This is a genomic window from Streptomyces sp. NPDC050535 (assembly GCF_044457665.1).
Lineage (GTDB): Bacteria > Actinomycetota > Actinomycetes > Streptomycetales > Streptomycetaceae > Streptomyces.
In genome coordinates, this window is record NZ_JBITHE010000002.1 from 56030 (window position 1) to 74791 (window position 18762).

An 18762-nucleotide genomic window follows, 5' to 3' on the forward strand; every position below is an offset into this window, starting at 1 on the left:
TACGGTCTGATGTCGCGGCCGCCCACAGTCCGCAACCGATCTCACCGAACCCGGCGGTGCCGCCGGTACGGCCGAAAGATCTGAACCGATACCGGGAATCAGGCCGCGACGAGCTTCTGCTCACGGTCCGGCGTCTTGGCCTTGGGCTTCTTGTTCGGCAGTGAGAGCCGGAAGACCTTGTGCCACGCGGAGAACACCTGCTTGGGCAGCGGTCCGGTGACGTACTCCAGCTCGTACTTCTCGAACAGCGCGCGCACCTTCACCGCGACCTCGGCGTACCGGTTGCTCGGCAGGTCCGGGAACAGGTGGTGCTCGATCTGGTGCGACAGGTTGCCGGTCATGAAGTGCATGGCCCTGCTGCCGCTGATGTTCGCCGAGCCCATCATCTGGCGCAGGTACCACTGGCCGCGCGTCTCGCCCTTGATCGACCGGCGTTCGAAGACCTGCACGCCCTCGGGGAAGTGCCCGCACATGATCACCGAGTGGGTCCAGATGTTGCGGACCAGGTTCGCGGTGAACGTGGCGGCGAGCGTGGTGAGGAACGACGGGCCCGACAGCAGCGGGTGGATCACGTAGTCCTTGAGCACCTGCTTGCGGATCTTGCGGCCCACGGCCTTGGCCCGCGCGCGGAACTCCGGGTTCTTGCGGCGGCGCTTGTTCAGGTTCTTGGCGAGCTCCAGGTCGTACGCCGCGATGCCGTACTCGAAGAAGCAGGCGTTGATGAAGTTCCACAGCGGCTGGCCGAGGTGGAACGGGTGCCACCTCTGGTCCTCGTCGACGCGCATGATGCCGTAGCCGAGGTCGTTGTCCTTGCCGATCACGTTGGTGTACGTGTGGTGCAGCTCGTTGTGCGAGTGCTTCCACTGCTCGGACGGCGAGGCGTGATCCCACTCCCAGGTGGTGGAGTGGATCTTCGGGTCTCGCATCCAGTCCCACTGGCCGTGCAGGACGTTGTGGCCGATCTCCATGTTGTCCATGATCTTCGCCACGGACAGACCGGCGGTGCCGAGCAGCCACGCGGGCGGGAAGATCGAGAACAGCAGCACGCCCCTGCTGACCAGCTCGAGCCTGCGCTGCGCCGAGATGACCTTACGGATGTAGGCGGCGTCTTTCTCGCCGCGGCCGGCGATCACCTCGTCGCGGATCGCGTCCAGTTCGCGGCCGAGCTCCTCGATCTGCTCCGCGGTCAGGTGGGCGGTGGGGTCGGTGGCGGTCAAGGTGCTCCTACCGTTCGATGTCGCAGGGGCCCGCCGCGGCGGACACGCAGGTCTGGATGAGGACGCCCGGCTCGGCCTCGGTGATCTCGCCGGTGCGAAGGTCGCGGACGGCGCCCGCTTTGAGCGGCGTGACGCAGCCGAAGCAGATGCCCATGCGGCACCCGGAGGGCATGAGCACGCCGGCCTCCTCGCCGATGTCCAGCAACGGCGTGGCGCCGTCCGCGTCGACGGTCCTGCCGGTGACACTGAACGTGACCTCGCCGCCGTCGCCGGTGACGACGATGCTGGGGCGGAAGCGTTCGGTGTGCAGGCGCTCTTGTACGCCGTGCTCGGTCCAGTGCTCCTCGGCGGCGTCGAGCAGGCCCGCGGGCCCGCAAGCCCAGGTCTCGCGCTCGGCCCAGTCGGGCACGAGTTCGTCGAGACGTGTGATGTCGAGCATGCCGTCCGTGTCGGTGTGCACCTCGGTGAGCCGCAGCTTCTTGTCCGCGACCAGGCCGTGCAGTTCGTCGCGGAAGATCACGTCCTGCGGCTGTGGCGCGCAGTGGACCATGACGACGTCGTCGAACTCGGTGTCGCGCAGCATGCCCATCACGGGCGTGATGCCGCTGCCGGCCGTCAGGTAGAGCACCTTGGCGGGCTTGGCCCGCGGCAGCACGAAGTCACCGGTCGGCTGGTCGAGCTGGATCAGCGTGCCCGGTTTCGCCCCGCGGACCAGGTGGTTGCTGACCTTGCCGTCCGGGATCGCCTTCACGGTGATCGTGACGCGGCCGTCCTGGCGGTTTGTCGGCGAGGTGATGGAGTAGGCACGCCACAGGCGCACCCCCTCGACGTCGACCCCGATCCGCACGTACTGACCGGCTGTGTGGCCGCGCCAGCCCCGTCCCGGCCTGATCACGACAGTCGCGGCGTCACCCGTCTCGGGGTGCACGGCCTCGATGCGCCCCCGCAGGTCAGCGCCCGCACGCAGCGGGCTGACCAGGTCGAGGTAGTCCGACGGCAGCAGCGGCGTCGTGACCATCTCCAGCAGTTTCCACGCCCTGCTGCGGAGGGCTGCACTCGTCATGACTCCAGCTTGCTGCGCCTCAGGGCGTAAAGTCCTGACCGCAGGACGTAAATCTGGTCGGCTGAATTGTTCGCAGGGAACAAAACGTGAACCATGCAATCCGGAGGGCCGGCGAACTGGCCCTGGACGAGGCGACGGTCACCGCACTTCGGGCCGCGCTGAAGAGCACCGCCGACGAGGTCGTCCAGGCGATCATTGACGAGGTCCCTCCCTACGCCAACGCCCTTTCGGGCCGCATGGGCGCCACCATCCGCCGAGCCGTCCGCACCGCCCTGGGGCACTACCTGGACCTCGCGAGCGGGAACGCCACAGGCGCCGACGCCGGTGACGCGGCCTACGAGCTGGGCCGCGGCGAGGTTCGCGACGGCCGTTCGATGGACGCCCTGCTCAGCGCCTACCGCGTCGGCGCCCGCGTGGCCTGGCGATGCCTGGCAGCGGGTGCCGTACCCGCAGGTCTGCCCGCCGCCGAGGTCGCCAAGTTCGCCGAGCTGACCTTCGCCTACATCGACGAGCTCTCCGCCGCGAGCGCCGCGGGCCACGCCGACGAACTGGCCGCCCGGGGCAGGGCCCACGAGCGCCACCTGGAACACCTGGCCCGCGACCTCCTCGCCGACGCGAGCCCGGACGTGCTGCTGGCCTCTGTTCAACGGGCCGGGTGGCAGCCTCCGGTTTCGCTGACCGCGGTCCTGCTGCCCGCCGCCCAGGCCCGGCCTGCCTACCGCGCGCTCGACCCGAGCACCCTCGTTCTCGACGATCTGCCGGACGCCACCGGTGTGCTGCTCGTCCCCGATGCCGACCGATCACATCTCTTGCGGCAGCTGACCGACCGCACCGCCGTGGTCGGCCCGGCCCGGCCATGGACCCGCGCGTCCGCCTCGTACGCACGAGCCGTACGCGCGCGCTCCCTCTCCTCCGATATTCGCGACACCGAGGACCACCTGCCCGAGCTGGTGCTGAGCGCCGACGTGGACGCGTTCGCAGACCTGCGTGCCCGAGCCCTCGCACCGTTGCGGACCTTGCCTGTCGCGACCGCACGGCGGCTGGAGGAGACGTTGCGGGCGTGGTTGCTGCACCAGGGCAGGCGGGACGAGGTGGCGGCGGCGTTGTTCGTCCATCCCCAGACGGTCCGGTACCGGATGTCGCAGCTGCGGGAGCTGTTTCCGGACCTCGCATCGCCACACCGGGTCCTCGAACTGACGCTGGCGGTCGGTCTTCGGGTCAGCTGACGCGTACGTCGACCGTCCCCGACCGCGTCCGCGAGCGGTCCAGGAATCGTGCCTCGTTCCCGGTGCCGTCAGCCGGCTCATGCGGCCCGGTGAAGAGCGGTATCAGCCGGCTGGGACCGGGGGTTGATGTGAAGACCGGACAAGGCCCCGGGAAGCCCGTCGGGGGCGCCGTCTCTGACGAAGCGCGGTGGCGGGTACGGCTCGACGCCGGATCCGGTGGACGATGCGCACCGGCGAGCTCGTCGACGCGCTCATCGAGCATCCGGCCGATGACCTGGGCCGCTATGCCCTGGAAAACGTCGGCTTTCATGTCGTCGTGTAGGGCGCTGTCCTGGCGCGAGCTGACCCACGGGCACGCGGCCCCCCTGGTGACCCGGCCGGGTCACCAGGGGCGGGGGTGCGGACCGCTCGCGCCGGGGACGACCGACCGGGCCGGCCTGGCACACCGCGCGAGGGATGATGGGGATGGAATGACGGAATGTGAGGTCAGGAGCTTCCATGACGAAGCAGGTTCACCGACCCCGTGAGGACGCGGAGTTCGATTTCATCCTCGGGATGAGCAAAGTTCCGGTCCTCGCATACTTCACCGGGACATGGCCCAAGGCGATCGAGCCCTGCCGGGTGATGGACCTCGTCGTGGGTGGCATCGCCGACGACTACACGGGCCGCCTGACGACCGTCCGCGCCGACATCACGCGTTGTCCGGCTGCGACCGAGCGATACGGGATCACCGGAGCCCCGTCCTACGTCCTGCTGAAGGAGGGAGAGGCGGTGGCGCACGGCACGGGGCCTATGCCCATCGCCGAGGTACGGGAGTTCCTGGACGGCCACCTCTGAGCGGCCGCTGCGGCACGTGGCCGCTACGCCCGTCACGTCTCTGGGAGCTGCGCCGCCTGAGACACCTTGGGGCTGGGACACCCTCACCGGCCTGACCAGTCGAACCGCAGGGCTCCCCACAAGTTGACGCCCCGGCACCCAAAAACGAACGTCTCCGCAGGACAGAAGCCAATGGCCCCTGGAGGTCGATGAGTTGGACGCCGACCACAGCAGCAGCCTCTTCCACCCAGTTCAGCCAAGGGGATAGAACCCTCGCACAGCGGAGTCCCTTACCGACGAGATGATGCTCCACCCCTTGTCCCGGGGTGGAGCATCATCCCTGACGTCAAGCAGCGAGTTTGTCCACCGGACTGCGCATAGACCTGGGTCAGATGTCCACAGGAGAGGGTCGAGTACCCATCGGGGCTGTTTCCTCTTCGGGGGTTTCCTTGCCCCTCAGCCATCGCCGGGACGCTCTCCACAGCAATAGTCCTCCACAGCACAGACGACAGCCGACGTCTCCCTACGCGCACCCGCCGTGCCGTTGTCTGCACTGCCACCGCTGGCCGCACTCAGTTCCTGCTCGCGCCCACCGCGGTGGCGGACGTCCGGGTGAGGATCTCGCTCGCCTGGTCGATGACTGCCCGCGAGGCGTCGTTCAGGCAGGCGTAGCCGCCCCGTGTCTCTCCCCCGTCGTCGGCCCGCGGCCGGACGGCGACCAGTTGCCGGTTCCCTCCCGCCCGTTCGCACCAGTCGTCGACCGGGTACACCTGACGCACCGTCACGCGCGCGTCGGTGTCATCGCTCCGGACGTAGAACACCAGCACCGCGCCCATGGTGAGAGGGGTCAACGGGGACCGGGAAACCGGACTGAACGAAACGATGGCACGGGCCCCTGAACGGGCGCCCGCCGGCAGGACGACCTGCCACCCCCGACTCGGCTCCCGGGACAGACCGGCCCGCGGGATGTCGGTGAACCCGGGCGGCGCCCAGGATGCCGGCGGTGCTGCCGCAGTTTGCTCCGGAGGCGGGGAGGAGGGCCAGGTCTGCACCACCACGCCGACCGCCGCGACGACGACTGCGGCGGTGGCGCCCGCCAGCCAGATACGACGACGGCGCCGGTACGCCGTCACCCGCTGCCGGATCTCCTGGACCCGCCGGGGATTCGAGCCCGCCGGAGTGGCCCGGGCCAGCATCAGACGCAGCAGTTCCTCTTCCGGCCGCTGTGCCGTCTCTTCTTCCGGACGCGTCACGGCTGTTCACCGACTTCCAGGAGATGTGACGGCGTGAGCTGGTGGCGCAGGAGCCGAAGTGCTTTGGCGGCCTGGCTCTTGACCGTGCCGGGACGGCAGCCCAGCACCTGGGCGGTCTCCTCCACACTCAGGTCCTCGAAGTAGCGCAGTACCACCACCGCCCGCTGCCGTGGCGGCAGTTGACGGATCACGGAGGCCAGCGACTGCTCCAGATCGATGTCGGCGAAGACGTCCCGGGCCGGGGAGACCTCCGGGAGGTCCCGCGTGGGTGTCTCGCCCCGCCAGCGCCGTCGCCACCAAGTCGCGTAGGTGTTGACCAACGCCCGGCGCGTGTACGCCTCCGGGTTGTCCCCCGCAATGCGCGACCACTTGGGCCATACCCGGGCCAGAACCGTCTGCAAAAGATCCTCCGCCGCGTGCGCGTCACCCGTCAGGAGCCATGCGGCCCGGTACAAGCGGTCCCCGCGGGTGGCAACGAAGTCCTCGAATCCCGGCTCGCCGTCCGCCGCCGATTGGTTCACTCCGTCGCGCCCCTGCCCTCGTCGTCCCTCCCGTACCCCGTCAACCACACGGCGTGGCCGAACGGTTGCCTGCTCGGGCACAGTGAACTGTCCGGTCGCCATCAACCTAGCGCCGCCGTGAGGGCCTTGGATCCGCCGACAGCCGCTGCCCGCAGGGAGGTGCGGGCCAGGTCGAGGGTGATCGTCGGCCGGTCGGCGGCCCGCTGGGCGAAGCCGCGGTCGGTCCCCGCGATGATCAGAGCGAGTCGGTGTCCTGCCGGGACGACGTGGTCGGTGGCCGCGAGGTCGAGAGTCAGAGTGCAGGGCTTGCCGGGCGCCAGCGCCGCGACCTTGTGGGCGTCGGCACAGGTTCCCAGGGCGGCCCAGCCCCGGCTGAAGACGGTGGAGGTGACGTGCGTGGTGTCGGCCTCCGTCTGCTTGTAACAGGCGCTGTCCGCGGCGGTGCTCGCGCCCCAACAGGTCCGGCCGACGAGCGTGGTGATGCCCAGGCCACCGGAGCCGTACTGCCGGATGGTCGCCGGTCCGATGTCGACGAGGACGGCCGACAGGCTGGCGGTGGGCGTCGTCGGGGTGGCGGTGACGGTCAGCTCGGGTGAACCCGTCAGGTGCAGGGCCTTGCCGAGCGGCTGGGTGAGGAAGCCTGCCTTGTCCGGGGTCGAGGTGGTGGCCTGCTCGGCCCAGTCGAGTTCGCTGTGGCCCTGGTCGTCGGTGAAGGTCGCGGTCCCCGTGCCGGGTGACGTGCCGAGGGTGCCCACACCTTCTTTCGCGCCCCTGCCGGGGCTCAGCGTCACGGACGCGGCTGCCCTGGGTGGCCAGACGGTGTCCGTGGTCCAGTGGTCGGGGGTGCGCTCCACGTCAGCCATCGGCGCGCGGCCGATTCCGTTGTCGTAGCCGAGGAGTTCGTGGTCGAACCAGCGGTGCAGCGTGTCCACCCACTGCGCACGACGGTAGTCGAAGGGGTCGACGTGCCCGGTCTGGCTGAGCCAGATCTTCCGGTGCACCCCGGCCTTGGCGAGGGCGTCCCACCACCGGCCGAACTCCTTGGGACGAACGGCGAGGTCCTGCAGACCGTGCACGACGAAGACACTCGCCCTGACCTTGTCCGCGGCGGCCACGTAGTCCCGTTCGCTCCAGATCGGCGACCAGTCACCGGACCGGGCCGCCTGGTCGCCCAGCGGCTTGTTCACGGCGGCGCAGCGGGCGCCGGTGGCGTCGGTCTCGACCGTGCGGATCAGCGTGCTAGGGGTCGGGGCGCTGCCGACCAGTTGGACCCCCTGGGAGAAGTAGGCGTCGTACCAGGAGGAGATGGAGCTGATCGGGACGATCGTCTTCAGCCCGCGTACCCCGGTGGCGGCGACGCCGTTGGCGACAGAGCCGTCCCAGCTCTTGCCGATCATGCCGGTGGCGCCATTGGTCCAGGACGCGGCGGCACGCTGGGATCCGGTACGGGTGGTGTAGGCGTGGGCACGTCCGTTCAGCCAGTCGATGACGACCTTGGCGGACTGCACGTCGATACGTCCACCAGCGTCGGTACAGCCGTCGGAGCGGCCGGTGCCGGGGAGGTCGACGGCGACGAAGGCATAGCCTCGGGGCACGAAGTAGTTGTCGTAGAACAGCGGCATCCGGATCAAACGGCCCTTGGCGTCGTACGTCTTCTTCTGGCTCTCGTTTCCGCGGCCGCAGCACGAGTAGTAGGGGCTGGCCTCCATGACGACCGGGATCTTGCGGCCCTTCGCCGCGGGTTCGCCCGGACGCACGATGTCGACGGCGACCCGGTCCTCCTTCCCGTCGCCGTCCGAGTCGAGTCCGGTGCCGACCCAGACGCTCTCCCGCACGGCCTTCTGGTACGAGTACACCGCTTTGCTCTCCCCGGACAGGCCCGGCTCGCCCGTCCCGGACCCGTCCGGCCCGCTCACCGCCGGAGAGGCCGACCCGCCCGTCTCCGCCGTCGACGGACCTCCCAGGAAATGGACGCCGGCCAGCAGCACGGCGGCCACCGTGGCTGCGATCACCGCCATGGGCAGCGGCGCGCGCGGCCCGCGTCGGCGAGGTGACGCATCAGATCGGTGGGAACGCATGGACGCAGCCTTCGGTCGCTCGGCATTCGGACACAGGGCAGACGACTCCGCACGATCGCGGGGCCACCGCCTCCATGCCGTCAACAACCTGGGTACCGTTGGAGGTTGCCCTGTTCCGGAAACGTCTGCCGGCCACCCCTGCTCCAGCCGCGTGCGGTACGGCCGACCCCGCCTCCCGCGGGACCGTGCGCGGCAGCGGGGGGCTCGCCGCACTCGCCGCTGTCAGGCCCGCGAAGCCGAACGCCGGGCAGGCGGCGAGGAGCGTGGCGTTCGTGCCGTCGAAGTGCAGGGTGCCGGCGAGGTGGAGCAGGCCATGGGTGCGGCGACGGTCAGGGACGGACGAAGCGGTCGCGATACCCGTGACGACGGCGGCGAAGCTCGCGCCGGGCACGGCGAGCGTCACGAGAAACAGGAACCTCACGAGTCATCCAACCCGGTGTTCCGCGGAACGCTACGAGCGGCCAACTCGACCGGGCCGACGTCGTCCTGCCCGCGCCGCGCAACCAGCAAATAGGACAAGGAATCGGCCCGGAGACACCGTCAACCTGGACACGGCCGCGCCCTCCCGGCCCTTGTACGGCCCCTGGATCTAGGTATCGAGCCTCCAGACAACCTCTCGGACACCCGGAGCCAACCTCGATCACCTACTCCGCCGCAGGTCAGATGAGTTAGAGCTCCCCCGAGTGCCGCCGGACTCCGAACTCACGAGCAGCGGATTCATTACGTTCAGGCAAAGTTGACGCCCCGGCACCCAAAAACGAACGTTTCCGCAGGACAGAAGCCTGCACAGGTGGGGCGGGTGGGACTCGAACCCACGGCCGACGGATTATGAGTCCGCTGCTCTAACCGGCTGAGCTACCGCCCCATCTACGGCGCGTCGCGCACATTTGTGCGCGCCGTCTGCCGCAGCATAGCCGCTCATACGATCTCCTGCCTCGGATGGTCGGCATCGCATGACCATGAGGACTTCGGCGTGCCATGCGCGGTTCCGGCGGACATGAAAAAGGACCCCTGAGGGGTCCTTTTTCGTTGCTCTCCCGACTGGACTCGAACCAGTAACCTGCCGGTTAACAGCCGGCTGCTCTGCCAATTGAGCTACAGGAGATCGAGCTCCCCCGACTGGACTCGAACCAGTAACCTGCCGGTTAACAGCCGGCTGCTCTGCCAATTGAGCTACAGGGGATCGCTTCGTTGCATCGAACCCAGCTACCTGGGTATTCGCCAGGGGGCGTGCGCTCGCTGCGACACATACATTAGCGCAAGCAGGGGGGTGCTCCGCCAATCGGTTCCGCCCCCGCACCGATGCCGACGCAAGGGAAGGGTGGTCGTCATGCGTTACCGGCTCACGTTCGTCGCCGGAGTGGCTCTGGGTTACGTGCTGGGCACACGTGCTGGGCGCGAACGCTACGAGCAGTTGAAGAAATCCGCCCGCCGGATCTCGCAGAACCCGGCGGTGCGCAACACCGCCGAGACCGCGGCCCAGCAGGGCCGCGAGTTCGCCGGCAAGGCGTACCACGCGGTGAGCGAGAAGGTGGGCGACCGTGTCCCCGTCTCGGTGGCCGGCCGGGTCCGCTCACTGCGCGAACGGAACACGAACGGGCGCGGCGAGGACGACTGGGGCACCACGAACACGTAGCTATCGGAGCCCTGCGTGTCCGGTCCGGCGCGGTTCCCTCCCGCAGTACGGCAGAATTTGCGCCATGGGGATAGTCGCCGGGTTGGACAGTTCACCCGATTTCACTCGTATCGTCGTGTGCGACGCGGACACGGGCACCGTGCTCAAACAGGGGTTCGCGCCGCATCCGGTCGAGCCCGCGGAGGGCGGCGGGCGTCCTTCCGACGTCGACCCGCAGGCCTGGCTGCTGTCCCTGGGAGAGGCGGCCGGCGGCGGGCTGCTCGAAGGCGTACAGGCCATCGGCGTGTCGGCGCAGCAGAACGGCCTCGTCCCGCTCGACGCGCAGGGCAACACGGTGCGGCCCGCGCTCGTCGGCAGTGACAAGCGGGCGCAGGTCGCCGCCGCCGATCTCGTCGACGCGCTCGGCGGGCGCGAGGCCTGGGCACAGGCCGTCGGCTGTGTGCCGCAGGCCGCCCACCCGGTGACCAAACTCCGCTATCTGAGCAGGACCGAGCCGGAGGCCGCCCGCCGGACCGCCTTCCTGATGCAGGCGCACGACTGGCTCGTGTGGCAGTTGCTGGGGCGGCCGGTGCGCAGAACCACCGACCGGGGCGGCGCCTCCGGGACCGGGTACTGGTCGGCGGCGACCGGCGGCTACCGGCCGGACCTCGTCGAGATGGCGCTCGGCCACCAGGCCGCGCTGCCCGAGGTGCTCGGCCCGTCCGACGCGGCGGGGACCACCCCTGAGGGGCTCCTCATATCCGCCGGCACCGGCGAGACCATGGCGGCGGCGTTCGGGCTCGGCATCGGGCGCGGGGACGCGGTCGTGTCGCTGGGAGCCTCCGGGTCCGTGATGGCCGTGCACCCCGAGGCGCTGATCGACTCCTCCGGCATGATCACCTCGCTGGCCGACGCGACCGGCATGCACCTGCCGGTCGTCAGCACGCTCAATGCCGTACGGGCCCTGCGCGGTGCCGTCGAGCTCCTCGGACTGCCCGATCTGGAGAGCCTGTCCGATCTGGCGATGAAGTCGACGCCGGGTTCCCACGGGCTCGTGATGCTGCCCTATCTGGAGGGCGAGCGGACGCCGAACCTGCCGCACACCGCCGGGCTGCTGGCCGGGCTGCGGCGGGAGTCGATGCGGCCCGAGCATCTGGCGCGGGCCGCGTTCGAGGGCATGCTGTGCGGGCTCGCGGACGCGCTCGACGTGCTGCGCGGCCGGGGTGTCGACGTACGCCGGATCTTCCTGCTGGGACAGGCCGCCGAGCTGCCCGCCGTACAGGCCGTGGCGCCCGCGCTGTTCGGCGCGCAGGTCGTGGTGCCGCAGCCCGCGGACTACGCGGCCTTCGGCGCGGCCCGGCAGGCGGCCTGGGCGCTCGGCGTCTCGCAGGGCACGCTCGACCCGCGGAATCCGCCCGCCTGGCAGGGCCCGGTCGCGCAGGTGCTGGAGCCCGGCGAGGAACTGGCCGTGGGGCAGGCCGTACGACAGCAGTACGTGTCGGTACGGGAGCAGACGCACCCGGGGGCCTTCCGCGGCTAGGCCAGGACGGGAGAGGGCCTGGCGGACCTCGGGAGTACGTCCGAGGTCTGAGGCCGGGTCGGTTCTTGGCCTGCACTTGGGTTAATCGGTTGAGGTAACACGGGTGGAGTGTCAGACGATAGGGAGTGGTGCACCCACCGCACCCATCGCGCCTACCGCACCTATCGCGCCCGCCCGCCCGCCGTCGACTCCGAGAGACCCCGCGTGCTCATACGACTGCTCAAGACGTATCTCCGTCCGTACAAGAAACCCATCGCCCTGCTGGTACTGCTCCAGTTCCTGCAGACCTGCGCGACGCTCTACCTGCCCACGCTCAACGCGCACATCATCGACAACGGTGTCGTGAAGGGCGACACGGGCTACATCCTGTCCTTCGGCGGGGTGATGATCGCGATCTCGCTGGCGCAGGTCGTCTGCAACATCGGGGCGGTCTACTTCGGAGCCCGTACGGCGTCGGCGCTCGGCCGGGACATCCGGGCCGCCGTGTTCGACCGTGTGCAGTCCTTCTCGGCGCGCGAGGTCGGCCACTTCGGGGCGCCCTCGCTGATCACCCGTACCACCAATGACGTCCAGCAGGTGCAGATGCTGGCCCTGATGACGTTCACCCTTCTGGTGTCGGCGCCGATCATGTGTGTGGGCGGCATCATCCTGGCCCTCGGCCTGGACGTGCCGCTGTCCGGGGTGCTGGTCGCCGTGGTGCCGGTCCTCGGTCTCGCCGTGACACTGATCATCCGGCGGCTGCGGCCGCTGTTCCGCACCATGCAGGTCCGCCTGGACACCGTGAACCGCGTGCTGCGCGAGCAGATCACCGGCAACCGCGTGATCCGCGCCTTCGTACGGGACGACTACGAGAAGGAGCGCTTCCGGAAGGCGAACACCGACCTGACCGAGGTGTCGCTGGGCACCGGACGGCTGCTCGCGCTGATGTTCCCGATCGTCATGACCGTCGTGAACCTGTCGTCGATCGCCGTGGTGTGGTTCGGCGCCCACCGCATCGACAGCGGGGGCATGCAGATCGGCGACCTGACCGCGTTCCTCGCCTACCTCATGCAGATCGTGATGTCCGTGATGATGGCCACCTTCATGTTCATGATGGTGCCGCGCGCGGAGGTCTGCGCCGAGCGCATCGAGGAGGTGCTGGACACCGCCAGCAGTGTGGTGCCGCCGACCGCGCCCGTCCTGGAGCTGCGGCGCCACGGCCACCTGGAGATCCGGGGCGGCGGGTTCCGGTACCCGGGCGCCGAGGAGCCGGTGCTGAGGGCCGTCGACCTGGTGGCGCGGCCCGGCGAGACGACCGCCGTGATCGGGTCGACGGGCAGCGGCAAGTCGACGCTCCTCGGGCTCGTGCCCCGGCTGTTCGACGCCACCGACGGCGAGGTGCTCGTGGACGGCGTGGACGTGGCGACCATCGAGCCGAGGCTGCTGGCCAAGACGGTCGGCCTGGTCCCGCAGAAGCCGTACCTCTTCGCGGGCACGGTGGCGACGAACCTGCGCTACGGCAATCCGGACGCCACCGACGAGGAGCTGTGGCACGCGCTGGAGGTGGCGCAGGCCAAGGGCTTTGTGGAGGAGCTGGAGAACGGGCTCGACTCCCCCATCGCGCAGGGCGGCACGAACGTGTCGGGCGGCCAGCGCCAGCGCCTCGCGATCGCCCGCACCCTCGTCCAGCGGCCGGAGATCTACCTCTTCGACGACTCGTTCTCGGCGCTCGACTACAAGACCGACGCCATGCTGCGCGCGGCGCTCGCCGCGGAGACCTCCGAGGCGACCGTGGTGATCGTCGCCCAGCGGGTGTCGACCATCCGGGACGCCGACCGGATCGTGGTCCTGGACGAGGGCCGGGTCGTCGGCACCGGACAGCACCACGAACTCATGGCGGGCAACGAGACCTACCGGGAGATCGTGCTCTCCCAGCTCACGGAAGCGGAGGCTGCCTGATGGCCGGGCCTATGGGGCGGATGATGGCCGGGGGCGGTCCCGATCAGCGCTCGATGGATTTCAAGGGGTCCGGCAAACGGCTCCTGGCGCAGTTCAAGCCCGAGCGCACCACGATGTACGTGATGCTCGTCGCCGTGGTGCTGAGCGTGGGCTTCACGGTGGTGGGCCCGAAGATCCTGGGCCGGGCCACCGACCTGGTCTTCTCCGGCATCATCGGGCGGGAGATGCCGGCCGGACAGACGAAGGCCGAGGTCCTCGCGTCCATGCGGGAGCGCGGCGACGGCGGCATGGCCGACATGCTCTCCGGGACGGACTTCACGCCGGGCGAGGGCATCGACTTCAACGCGGTCGGCGAGGTGCTGCTGCTCGCGCTCGTGGTGTTCGTACTGGCCGGCCTGCTGATGGCGGTGGCCACCCGGCTGGTCAACCGGTCGGTCAACATGACCGTGTTCCGGATGCGCGAGGACCTCCAGGCGAAACTGTCGCGGCTTCCGCTGTCGTACTTCGACAAGCGGCAGCGCGGTGAGGTGCTCAGCCGGGCGACCAACGACCTCGACAACATCGGGCAGACGCTCCAGCAGTCGATGGGGCAGCTCATCAACTCGATGCTGACCATCGTGGGTGTGCTGGCGATGATGTTCTGGGTCTCGCCGCTGCTGGCGCTGGTGGCGCTGGTCACCGTGCCGCTGTCCTTCTTCATCGCCACCCGGGTCGGCAAGCGTTCCCAGCCGCACTTCGTGCAGCAGTGGCGGACCACCGGCAAGCTCAACGCGCACGTCGAGGAGATGTACACCGGGCACAACCTGGTGAAGGTGTTCGGGCGCCAGGAGGAGTCGGCGGCGCAGTTCGCCGAGCAGAACGAGAAGCTGTACGAGGCCGGGTTCAAGGCGCAGTTCAACAGCGGGATCATGCAGCCGCTGATGATGTTCGTGTCGAACCTGAACTATGTGCTGGTCGCCGTGGTGGGCGGTCTGCGGGTCGCCTCGGGGTCGCTGTCCATCGGTGACGTGCAGGCCTTCATCCAGTACTCGCGGCAGTTCTCGATGCCGCTGACGCAGGTCGCCTCGATGGCCAACCTGGTGCAGTCCGGCGTCGCCTCCGCCGAGCGGATCTTCGAGCTGCTCGACGCGGAGGAGCAGGAGGCCGATCCGGTCCCGTCGCTCCGTCCCGACGAGCTGCGCGGGCTGGTGGCGCTGGAGAACGTGTCCTTCCGGTACGACCCCGAGAAGCCACTCATCGAGAACCTGTCGCTGAAGGTGGAACCCGGGCACACGGTCGCGATCGTGGGACCGACGGGCGCCGGCAAGACCACGCTGGTCAACCTGCTCATGCGGTTCTACGACGTCACCGGGGGGCGGATCACTCTCGACGGGGTCGACATCACCGCCATGTCCCGGGACGAACTCCGGGCCGGGATCGGGATGGTGCTCCAGGACACCTGGCTGTTCGGGGGGACGATCGCGGAGAACATCGCGTACGGGGCCTCGCGGGACATTACCCGGGGCGAGATCGAGGAGGCCGCGCGGGCCGCGCACGCCGACCGGTTCATCCGTACGCTGCCCGACGGGTACGACACCGTCATCGACGACGAGGGGACGGGGGTGAGCGCGGGTGAGAAGCAGCTCATCACCATCGCCCGGGCGTTCCTGTCGGATCCGGTGATACTCGTCCTGGACGAGGCGACCAGTTCGGTGGACACCCGCACGGAGGTCCTGATCCAGAAGGCGATGGCGAAGCTCGCGCACGGGCGTACGTCGTTCGTGATCGCGCACCGGCTGTCGACGATCCGGGACGCGGACACGATTCTGGTCATGGAGAACGGGGCCATCGTCGAGCAGGGCGCCCACGCGGAGCTGCTCTCCGCGGACGGGGCGTACGCGCGCCTCTACCAGGCCCAGTTCGCGGAGGCGGTCGCCGAGGTGGACTGACCTTTTCCGCCCCCTCCGCCCCTTCCCATTCCCGTCACTCGAGGGCTCCGCCCCCGAACCCCCGCTCCTCAAACGCCGGAGGGGCTGAATCCTGCGACAGGGGGTCTGGGGGCGCAGCCCCCAGGAACGGGACGGGAAGGGGCGGAGGGGGCGAGGAAACCCTCAGTCCAGGTAACCCCGCAGCTGGTCCGCGAAGGCATGGTCCCGCAGCTTGTTGAGGGTCTTGGACTCGATCTGGCGGATGCGCTCGCGCGTGACGCCGAAGATCCGGCCTATCTCCTCCAGGGTGCGGGGGCGCCCGTCGGCCAGCCCGTAGCGGAGCTGGACGACCTTCCGCTCCCGCTCCCCGAGCGTGGACAGCACCGCCTCCAGATGCTCCCGGAGCAGCAGGAACGCGGCGGACTCCACGGGGGACGCCGCGTCGCCGTCCTCGATGAGGTCGCCGAGCGCCACGTCGTCCTCCTCGCCCACGGGGGCGTGCAGGGACACCGGTTCCTGCGCCAGTCGCAGGACTTCGCTGACCCGCTCGCTCGGCAGGTCGAGGTGGGCGGCGACCTCCTCGGGCGTCGGCTCGTAGCCCCGCTCCTGGAGCATGCGCCGCTGCACCCGGACCACCCGGTTGATCAACTCGACGACGTGCACCGGGACCCGGATGGTCCGGGCCTGGTCGGCGAGGGCCCGGGACATGGCCTGGCGGATCCACCAGGTGGCGTACGTCGAGAACTTGTACCCGCGGGCGTAGTCGAACTTCTCAACTGCCCTGATCAGACCGAGGTTTCCCTCCTGGACCAGGTCGAGCATGGTCAGTCCGCGGCCCACGTACCGCTTGGCCACGGAGACGACGAGCCGCAGGTTCGCCTCGATGAGGCGGCGCTTGGCCATCCGGCCCATGACGACCAGCTTGTCCAGGTCGAGGGCGAGCTGACTGTCCAGATCGGACGCGAGCCGGAGCTTCTCCTCGGCGAAGAGGCCGGCCTCGACACGGCGGGCGAGGTCGACCTCATCGGCCGCGGTGAGCAGCGGGATCCGGCCGATCTCGCGCAGGTACTGGCGGAACAGGTCCGAGGAGGGGCCACCGGTGTCGGCGGCGCGGCCCCGGCGCGGTACGACGGGCTCGGGGGCCTCTGACTCGGCCTCCACCTCGGGGCTACCGACGGCGCCCGTGGGCGGCTCGTCCAGCTCGGGCGGGCTCTCCGGCTCCGCTTCGGGGTGGTGCGCGGCACGGCTCTGCGGGGGTACCGCCGCGATGACGCCGGTCTCGGCGTCCGCGTCCGTGTCGCTGGTGTTGTCGGTCTGTGTGAGGGTCTGGGTCTGGGTCTGCACGGGGGCGACCTCCAGGAATGTCGCTGCTGAGGCATGCGGCAGCGGTACGTCGGGGATGGGGTCGACGGCCTTGCCGCTGTCCATCCCGTAGTCGTTTAGCGGAACCGCGGGGATCGGGGACCCGTCGCGTTCGGGTCGGCCGCGCTCCGAGGACTCAGGCACCGCAACCCAGTGTGGAGTACGACACATCACCGCCACGAGGGGCGTGCGGTGACTTTTTGCGTCCGGTCCGTGACCGCGCGGTTACTTTCCTGCACGAGTGCGCGTTTTGAGGGCTTCGAAACAGGGTGGGAGCCCGGCGCGGAACTCCGACCGCGCGGCGCCGAGGCGTCAGAGCGCCTCCGCGCCCCGCTCCCGCAGCGCCTGCTCGTACTGCTGGAGCACCCACAACTCGTTCTGTACGGCGGCCAGCTGGGCCGGGTCTCCGTGGGCGCTCTGCCGCGCCAGGCTGCCCTGGACATCGCGGATACGGCGGTCGACGGCGCGCCGGCGGACCATCACGAGCTGGTCGCCCGCGTAGGTCTCGTCGACCGTCCTGCGCATGATCGCCTCGACGGCCAGCTCGGTGACCATGGCGCGGGCCGCGTCGTCGGGGGCGGCCTCACGGACCCGCACCAGATACTCCTGGGGGTCCTGGACGCCGTGCTCCGCGCCGCCCGCTTCCATGATCACCTGGCGTACGGCGGCGTAGGGCGGGGCGGTGAACTCGTCGATCCCGTAGGCGTCGAACGCCGGAGAGACCAGCTCGGGCCGCTGGAGGGCGAGTTTGAGCAGCTCGCGCTCGGTGGCGAAGACCGGGTTGCGGAGGTTCAGGGCGGGGCCGCCGGTGGGTCCCTGGGTGGCCGTGTACGTCTGCTGGGGGCGCTGCTGGGCCGGCGCGGGGCCCTTGCCGCCGCGGTCGCGGGACCAACGGGCGAGCTGGGCCACCCGCTTGACGACGAACTGGGTGTCGAGGATGCCGAGCATGCCCGCGAGCTGTACGGCGACCTCGTGCTGGGCGCCGCTGTTCTTGATACGGGCGACGATGGGCGCCGCCTCGTCGAGGGCGGCGGCGCGCCCCGCCGGGGTCTCCAGGTCGTAGCGCAGGACGATCTGGCGCAGCGCGAACTCGAAGAGCGGGGTACGGGGTTCGGCGAGGTCGGCGACGGCCGCGTCACCCTTGGCGAGGCGCAGCTCGCACGGGTCCATGCCGTCCGGGGCGATCGCGATGTACGTCTCGGCGGCGAACTTCTGGTCGTCCTCGAAGGCGCGCAGGGCGGCCTTCTGGCCGGCCGCGTCGCCGTCGAAGGTGAAGATCACGCGGGCCGAGCCGTTGTCCATGAGCAGCCGGCGGAGGATCTTGATGTGGTCGGTGCCGAACGCCGTGCCGCAGGTCGCGATGGCGGTGGTGACACCGGCCAGGTGGCAGGCCATGACGTCCGTGTAGCCCTCGACGACCACCGCGCGGCTGGCCTTCGCGATGTCCTTCTTGGCGAGGTCGATGCCGTACAGGACCTGGGATTTCCGGTAGATCGCCGTGTCGGGCGTGTTCAGGTACTTCGGGCCGTTGTCCGACTCGTAGAGCTTTCTCGCGCCGAAGCCGACGACCTCGCCGCCGATGTCCCGGATGGGCCACATCAGGCGGCCGCGGAAGCGGTCGATGGGGCCGCGGCGGCCCTCCTGGGCGAGGCCGGAGAGGAGGAGCTCCTTGTCGGTGAAGCCCTTGCCGCGGAGGTAGCGGGTGAGGTGGTCCCAGCCCTGGGGGCTGTAGCCGACGCCGAAGTGGGCGGCGGCGGCCTGGTCGAAGCCGCGCTCGGCGAGGAACTTGCGGCCCGTGTCGGCCTCGGAGCTGGTGTCGAGCTGCTCGATGTAGAACTGCGCGGCGGCCTTGTGGGCCTCGACCAGACGGATGCGCTCGCCGCGCTGGTGGGCGGGGTTGTAGCCGCCCTCCTCGTAGCGGAGGGTGATGCCCGCCTGGGCGGCGAGGCGCTCGACCGACTCGGAGAACGTGAGGTGGTCGACCTTCATCACGAACGTGATGGTGTCGCCGCCTTCCTGGCAGCCGAAGCAGTGGAAGAGCCCCTTGCTGGGGCTGACCTGGAAGGACGGTGACTTCTCGTCGTGGAAGGGGCAGAGGCCTTTCAGGTTTCCGCCGCCCGCGTTGCGCAGCTGGAGGTATTCGGACACCACGGCGTCGATCGGGACCGCGTCCCGAACCGCCTTCACGTCCTCGTCGTTGATCCTTCCGGCCACGGATGGATTCTA

14 protein-coding genes and 3 tRNA genes are annotated in these 18762 nt (G+C 69.7%); 6 read left to right on the top strand and 11 right to left on the bottom strand.

What is annotated here, in order from left to right:
• Positions 1–98: 98 nt before the first annotated feature.
• Together ACIBLC_RS05255 and ACIBLC_RS05260 are read right to left on the bottom strand one after the other, a co-directional pair.
• A complete protein-coding gene (locus ACIBLC_RS05255) occupies positions 99–1217 on the bottom strand; it encodes a fatty acid desaturase family protein (RefSeq protein WP_399209344.1) in 1119 nt (372 codons plus the stop codon).
• Between the two features lie 7 nt (positions 1218–1224).
• Entirely contained in the window at positions 1225–2280 is a 1056-nt protein-coding gene (locus ACIBLC_RS05260; RefSeq protein WP_399209345.1) for a ferredoxin reductase, read from the bottom strand.
• Positions 2281–2366: 86 nt separating this feature from the next.
• On the opposite strand from ACIBLC_RS05260, the gene ACIBLC_RS05265 reads away from it, so the two are divergent.
• Both ACIBLC_RS05265 and ACIBLC_RS05270 read left to right on the top strand, forming a co-directional pair.
• Complete coding sequence (locus ACIBLC_RS05265; RefSeq protein WP_399209346.1) at positions 2367–3506, top strand: PucR family transcriptional regulator; 1140 nt, start codon at positions 2367–2369, stop codon at positions 3504–3506.
• A 498-nt stretch (positions 3507–4004) separates the two neighbouring features.
• Positions 4005–4343, top strand: coding sequence for a thioredoxin family protein (locus ACIBLC_RS05270; RefSeq protein ID WP_399209348.1), 339 nt, complete (start codon positions 4005–4007; stop codon positions 4341–4343).
• A 551-nt stretch (positions 4344–4894) separates the two neighbouring features.
• Here the strand turns inward: ACIBLC_RS05270 and ACIBLC_RS05275 are convergent.
• The 7 genes from ACIBLC_RS05275 to ACIBLC_RS05305 form a co-directional block, all read right to left on the bottom strand.
• On the bottom strand, positions 4895–5575 hold the full coding sequence (locus tag ACIBLC_RS05275; RefSeq protein ID WP_399209349.1) for a hypothetical protein: 681 nt from the start codon (positions 5573–5575) through the stop codon (positions 4895–4897).
• Positions 5572–6096, bottom strand: a complete 525-nt coding sequence (locus ACIBLC_RS05280) for a SigE family RNA polymerase sigma factor (RefSeq protein ID WP_328747096.1) — start codon at positions 6094–6096, stop codon at positions 5572–5574. The genes ACIBLC_RS05275 and ACIBLC_RS05280 overlap by 4 nt, the downstream gene beginning before the upstream one ends.
• A 101-nt stretch (positions 6097–6197) precedes the next feature.
• The gene (locus tag ACIBLC_RS05285; RefSeq protein ID WP_399209350.1) at positions 6198–8114 is read right to left on the bottom strand and encodes a Xaa-Pro dipeptidyl-peptidase; all 1917 of its coding nucleotides are present in this window, start codon (positions 8112–8114) and stop codon (positions 6198–6200) included.
• A 40-nt stretch (positions 8115–8154) separates the two neighbouring features.
• Positions 8155–8595, bottom strand: a complete 441-nt coding sequence (locus ACIBLC_RS05290; protein ID WP_399209351.1) for a hypothetical protein — start codon at positions 8593–8595, stop codon at positions 8155–8157.
• A gap of 370 nt (positions 8596–8965) precedes the next feature.
• A tRNA-Ile gene (locus tag ACIBLC_RS05295) sits at positions 8966–9039 on the bottom strand.
• Positions 9040–9206: 167 nt separating this feature from the next.
• A tRNA-Asn gene (locus ACIBLC_RS05300) sits at positions 9207–9279 on the bottom strand.
• Between the two features lie 5 nt (positions 9280–9284).
• A tRNA-Asn gene (locus tag ACIBLC_RS05305) sits at positions 9285–9357 on the bottom strand.
• 147 nt (positions 9358–9504) lie between these two features.
• On the opposite strand from ACIBLC_RS05305, the gene ACIBLC_RS05310 reads away from it, so the two are divergent.
• The 4 genes from ACIBLC_RS05310 to ACIBLC_RS05325 all read left to right on the top strand — a co-directional run bounded on the left by ACIBLC_RS05310 (position 9505) and on the right by ACIBLC_RS05325 (position 15195).
• On the top strand, positions 9505–9810 hold the full coding sequence (locus ACIBLC_RS05310) for a YtxH domain-containing protein (protein WP_399209352.1): 306 nt from the start codon (positions 9505–9507) through the stop codon (positions 9808–9810).
• A gap of 64 nt (positions 9811–9874) precedes the next feature.
• Positions 9875–11329 (top strand): FGGY family carbohydrate kinase, encoded by a 1455-nt coding sequence (locus ACIBLC_RS05315; protein ID WP_399209353.1) that lies wholly within the window; start codon positions 9875–9877, stop codon positions 11327–11329.
• 204 nt (positions 11330–11533) lie between these two features.
• Positions 11534–13267, top strand: coding sequence for an ABC transporter ATP-binding protein (locus tag ACIBLC_RS05320; protein WP_399209880.1), 1734 nt, complete (start codon positions 11534–11536; stop codon positions 13265–13267).
• Positions 13267–15195 (top strand): ABC transporter ATP-binding protein, encoded by a 1929-nt coding sequence (locus tag ACIBLC_RS05325; protein ID WP_399209354.1) that lies wholly within the window; start codon positions 13267–13269, stop codon positions 15193–15195. The genes ACIBLC_RS05320 and ACIBLC_RS05325 overlap by 1 nt, the downstream gene beginning before the upstream one ends.
• A gap of 162 nt (positions 15196–15357) precedes the next feature.
• Here the strand turns inward: ACIBLC_RS05325 and ACIBLC_RS05330 are convergent, their stop codons facing one another.
• Both ACIBLC_RS05330 and dnaG read right to left on the bottom strand, forming a co-directional pair.
• Complete coding sequence (locus ACIBLC_RS05330; RefSeq protein ID WP_399209355.1) at positions 15358–16680, bottom strand: RNA polymerase sigma factor; 1323 nt, start codon at positions 16678–16680, stop codon at positions 15358–15360.
• 168 nt (positions 16681–16848) lie between these two features.
• Entirely contained in the window at positions 16849–18750 is a 1902-nt protein-coding gene (gene dnaG, locus ACIBLC_RS05335) for a DNA primase (RefSeq protein ID WP_399209356.1), read from the bottom strand.
• Positions 18751–18762: the final 12 nt, after the last annotated feature.

Excerpts from the sequence above, each read along its gene's own strand:
- ACIBLC_RS05260 (WP_399209345.1), bottom strand. The coding sequence starts at position 2,280 with ATGACGAGTGCAGCCCTCCGCAGCAGGGCGTGGAAACTGCTGGAGATG.
- ACIBLC_RS05270 (WP_399209348.1), top strand. The coding sequence starts at position 4,005 with ATGACGAAGCAGGTTCACCGACCCCGTGAGGACGCGGAGTTCGATTTC.
- ACIBLC_RS05285 (WP_399209350.1), bottom strand. The coding sequence starts at position 8,114 with ATGGCGGTGATCGCAGCCACGGTGGCCGCCGTGCTGCTGGCCGGCGTC.
- ACIBLC_RS05310 (WP_399209352.1), top strand. The coding sequence starts at position 9,505 with ATGCGTTACCGGCTCACGTTCGTCGCCGGAGTGGCTCTGGGTTACGTG.
- ACIBLC_RS05315 (WP_399209353.1), top strand. The coding sequence starts at position 9,875 with ATGGGGATAGTCGCCGGGTTGGACAGTTCACCCGATTTCACTCGTATC.
- ACIBLC_RS05325 (WP_399209354.1), top strand. The coding sequence starts at position 13,267 with ATGGCCGGGCCTATGGGGCGGATGATGGCCGGGGGCGGTCCCGATCAG.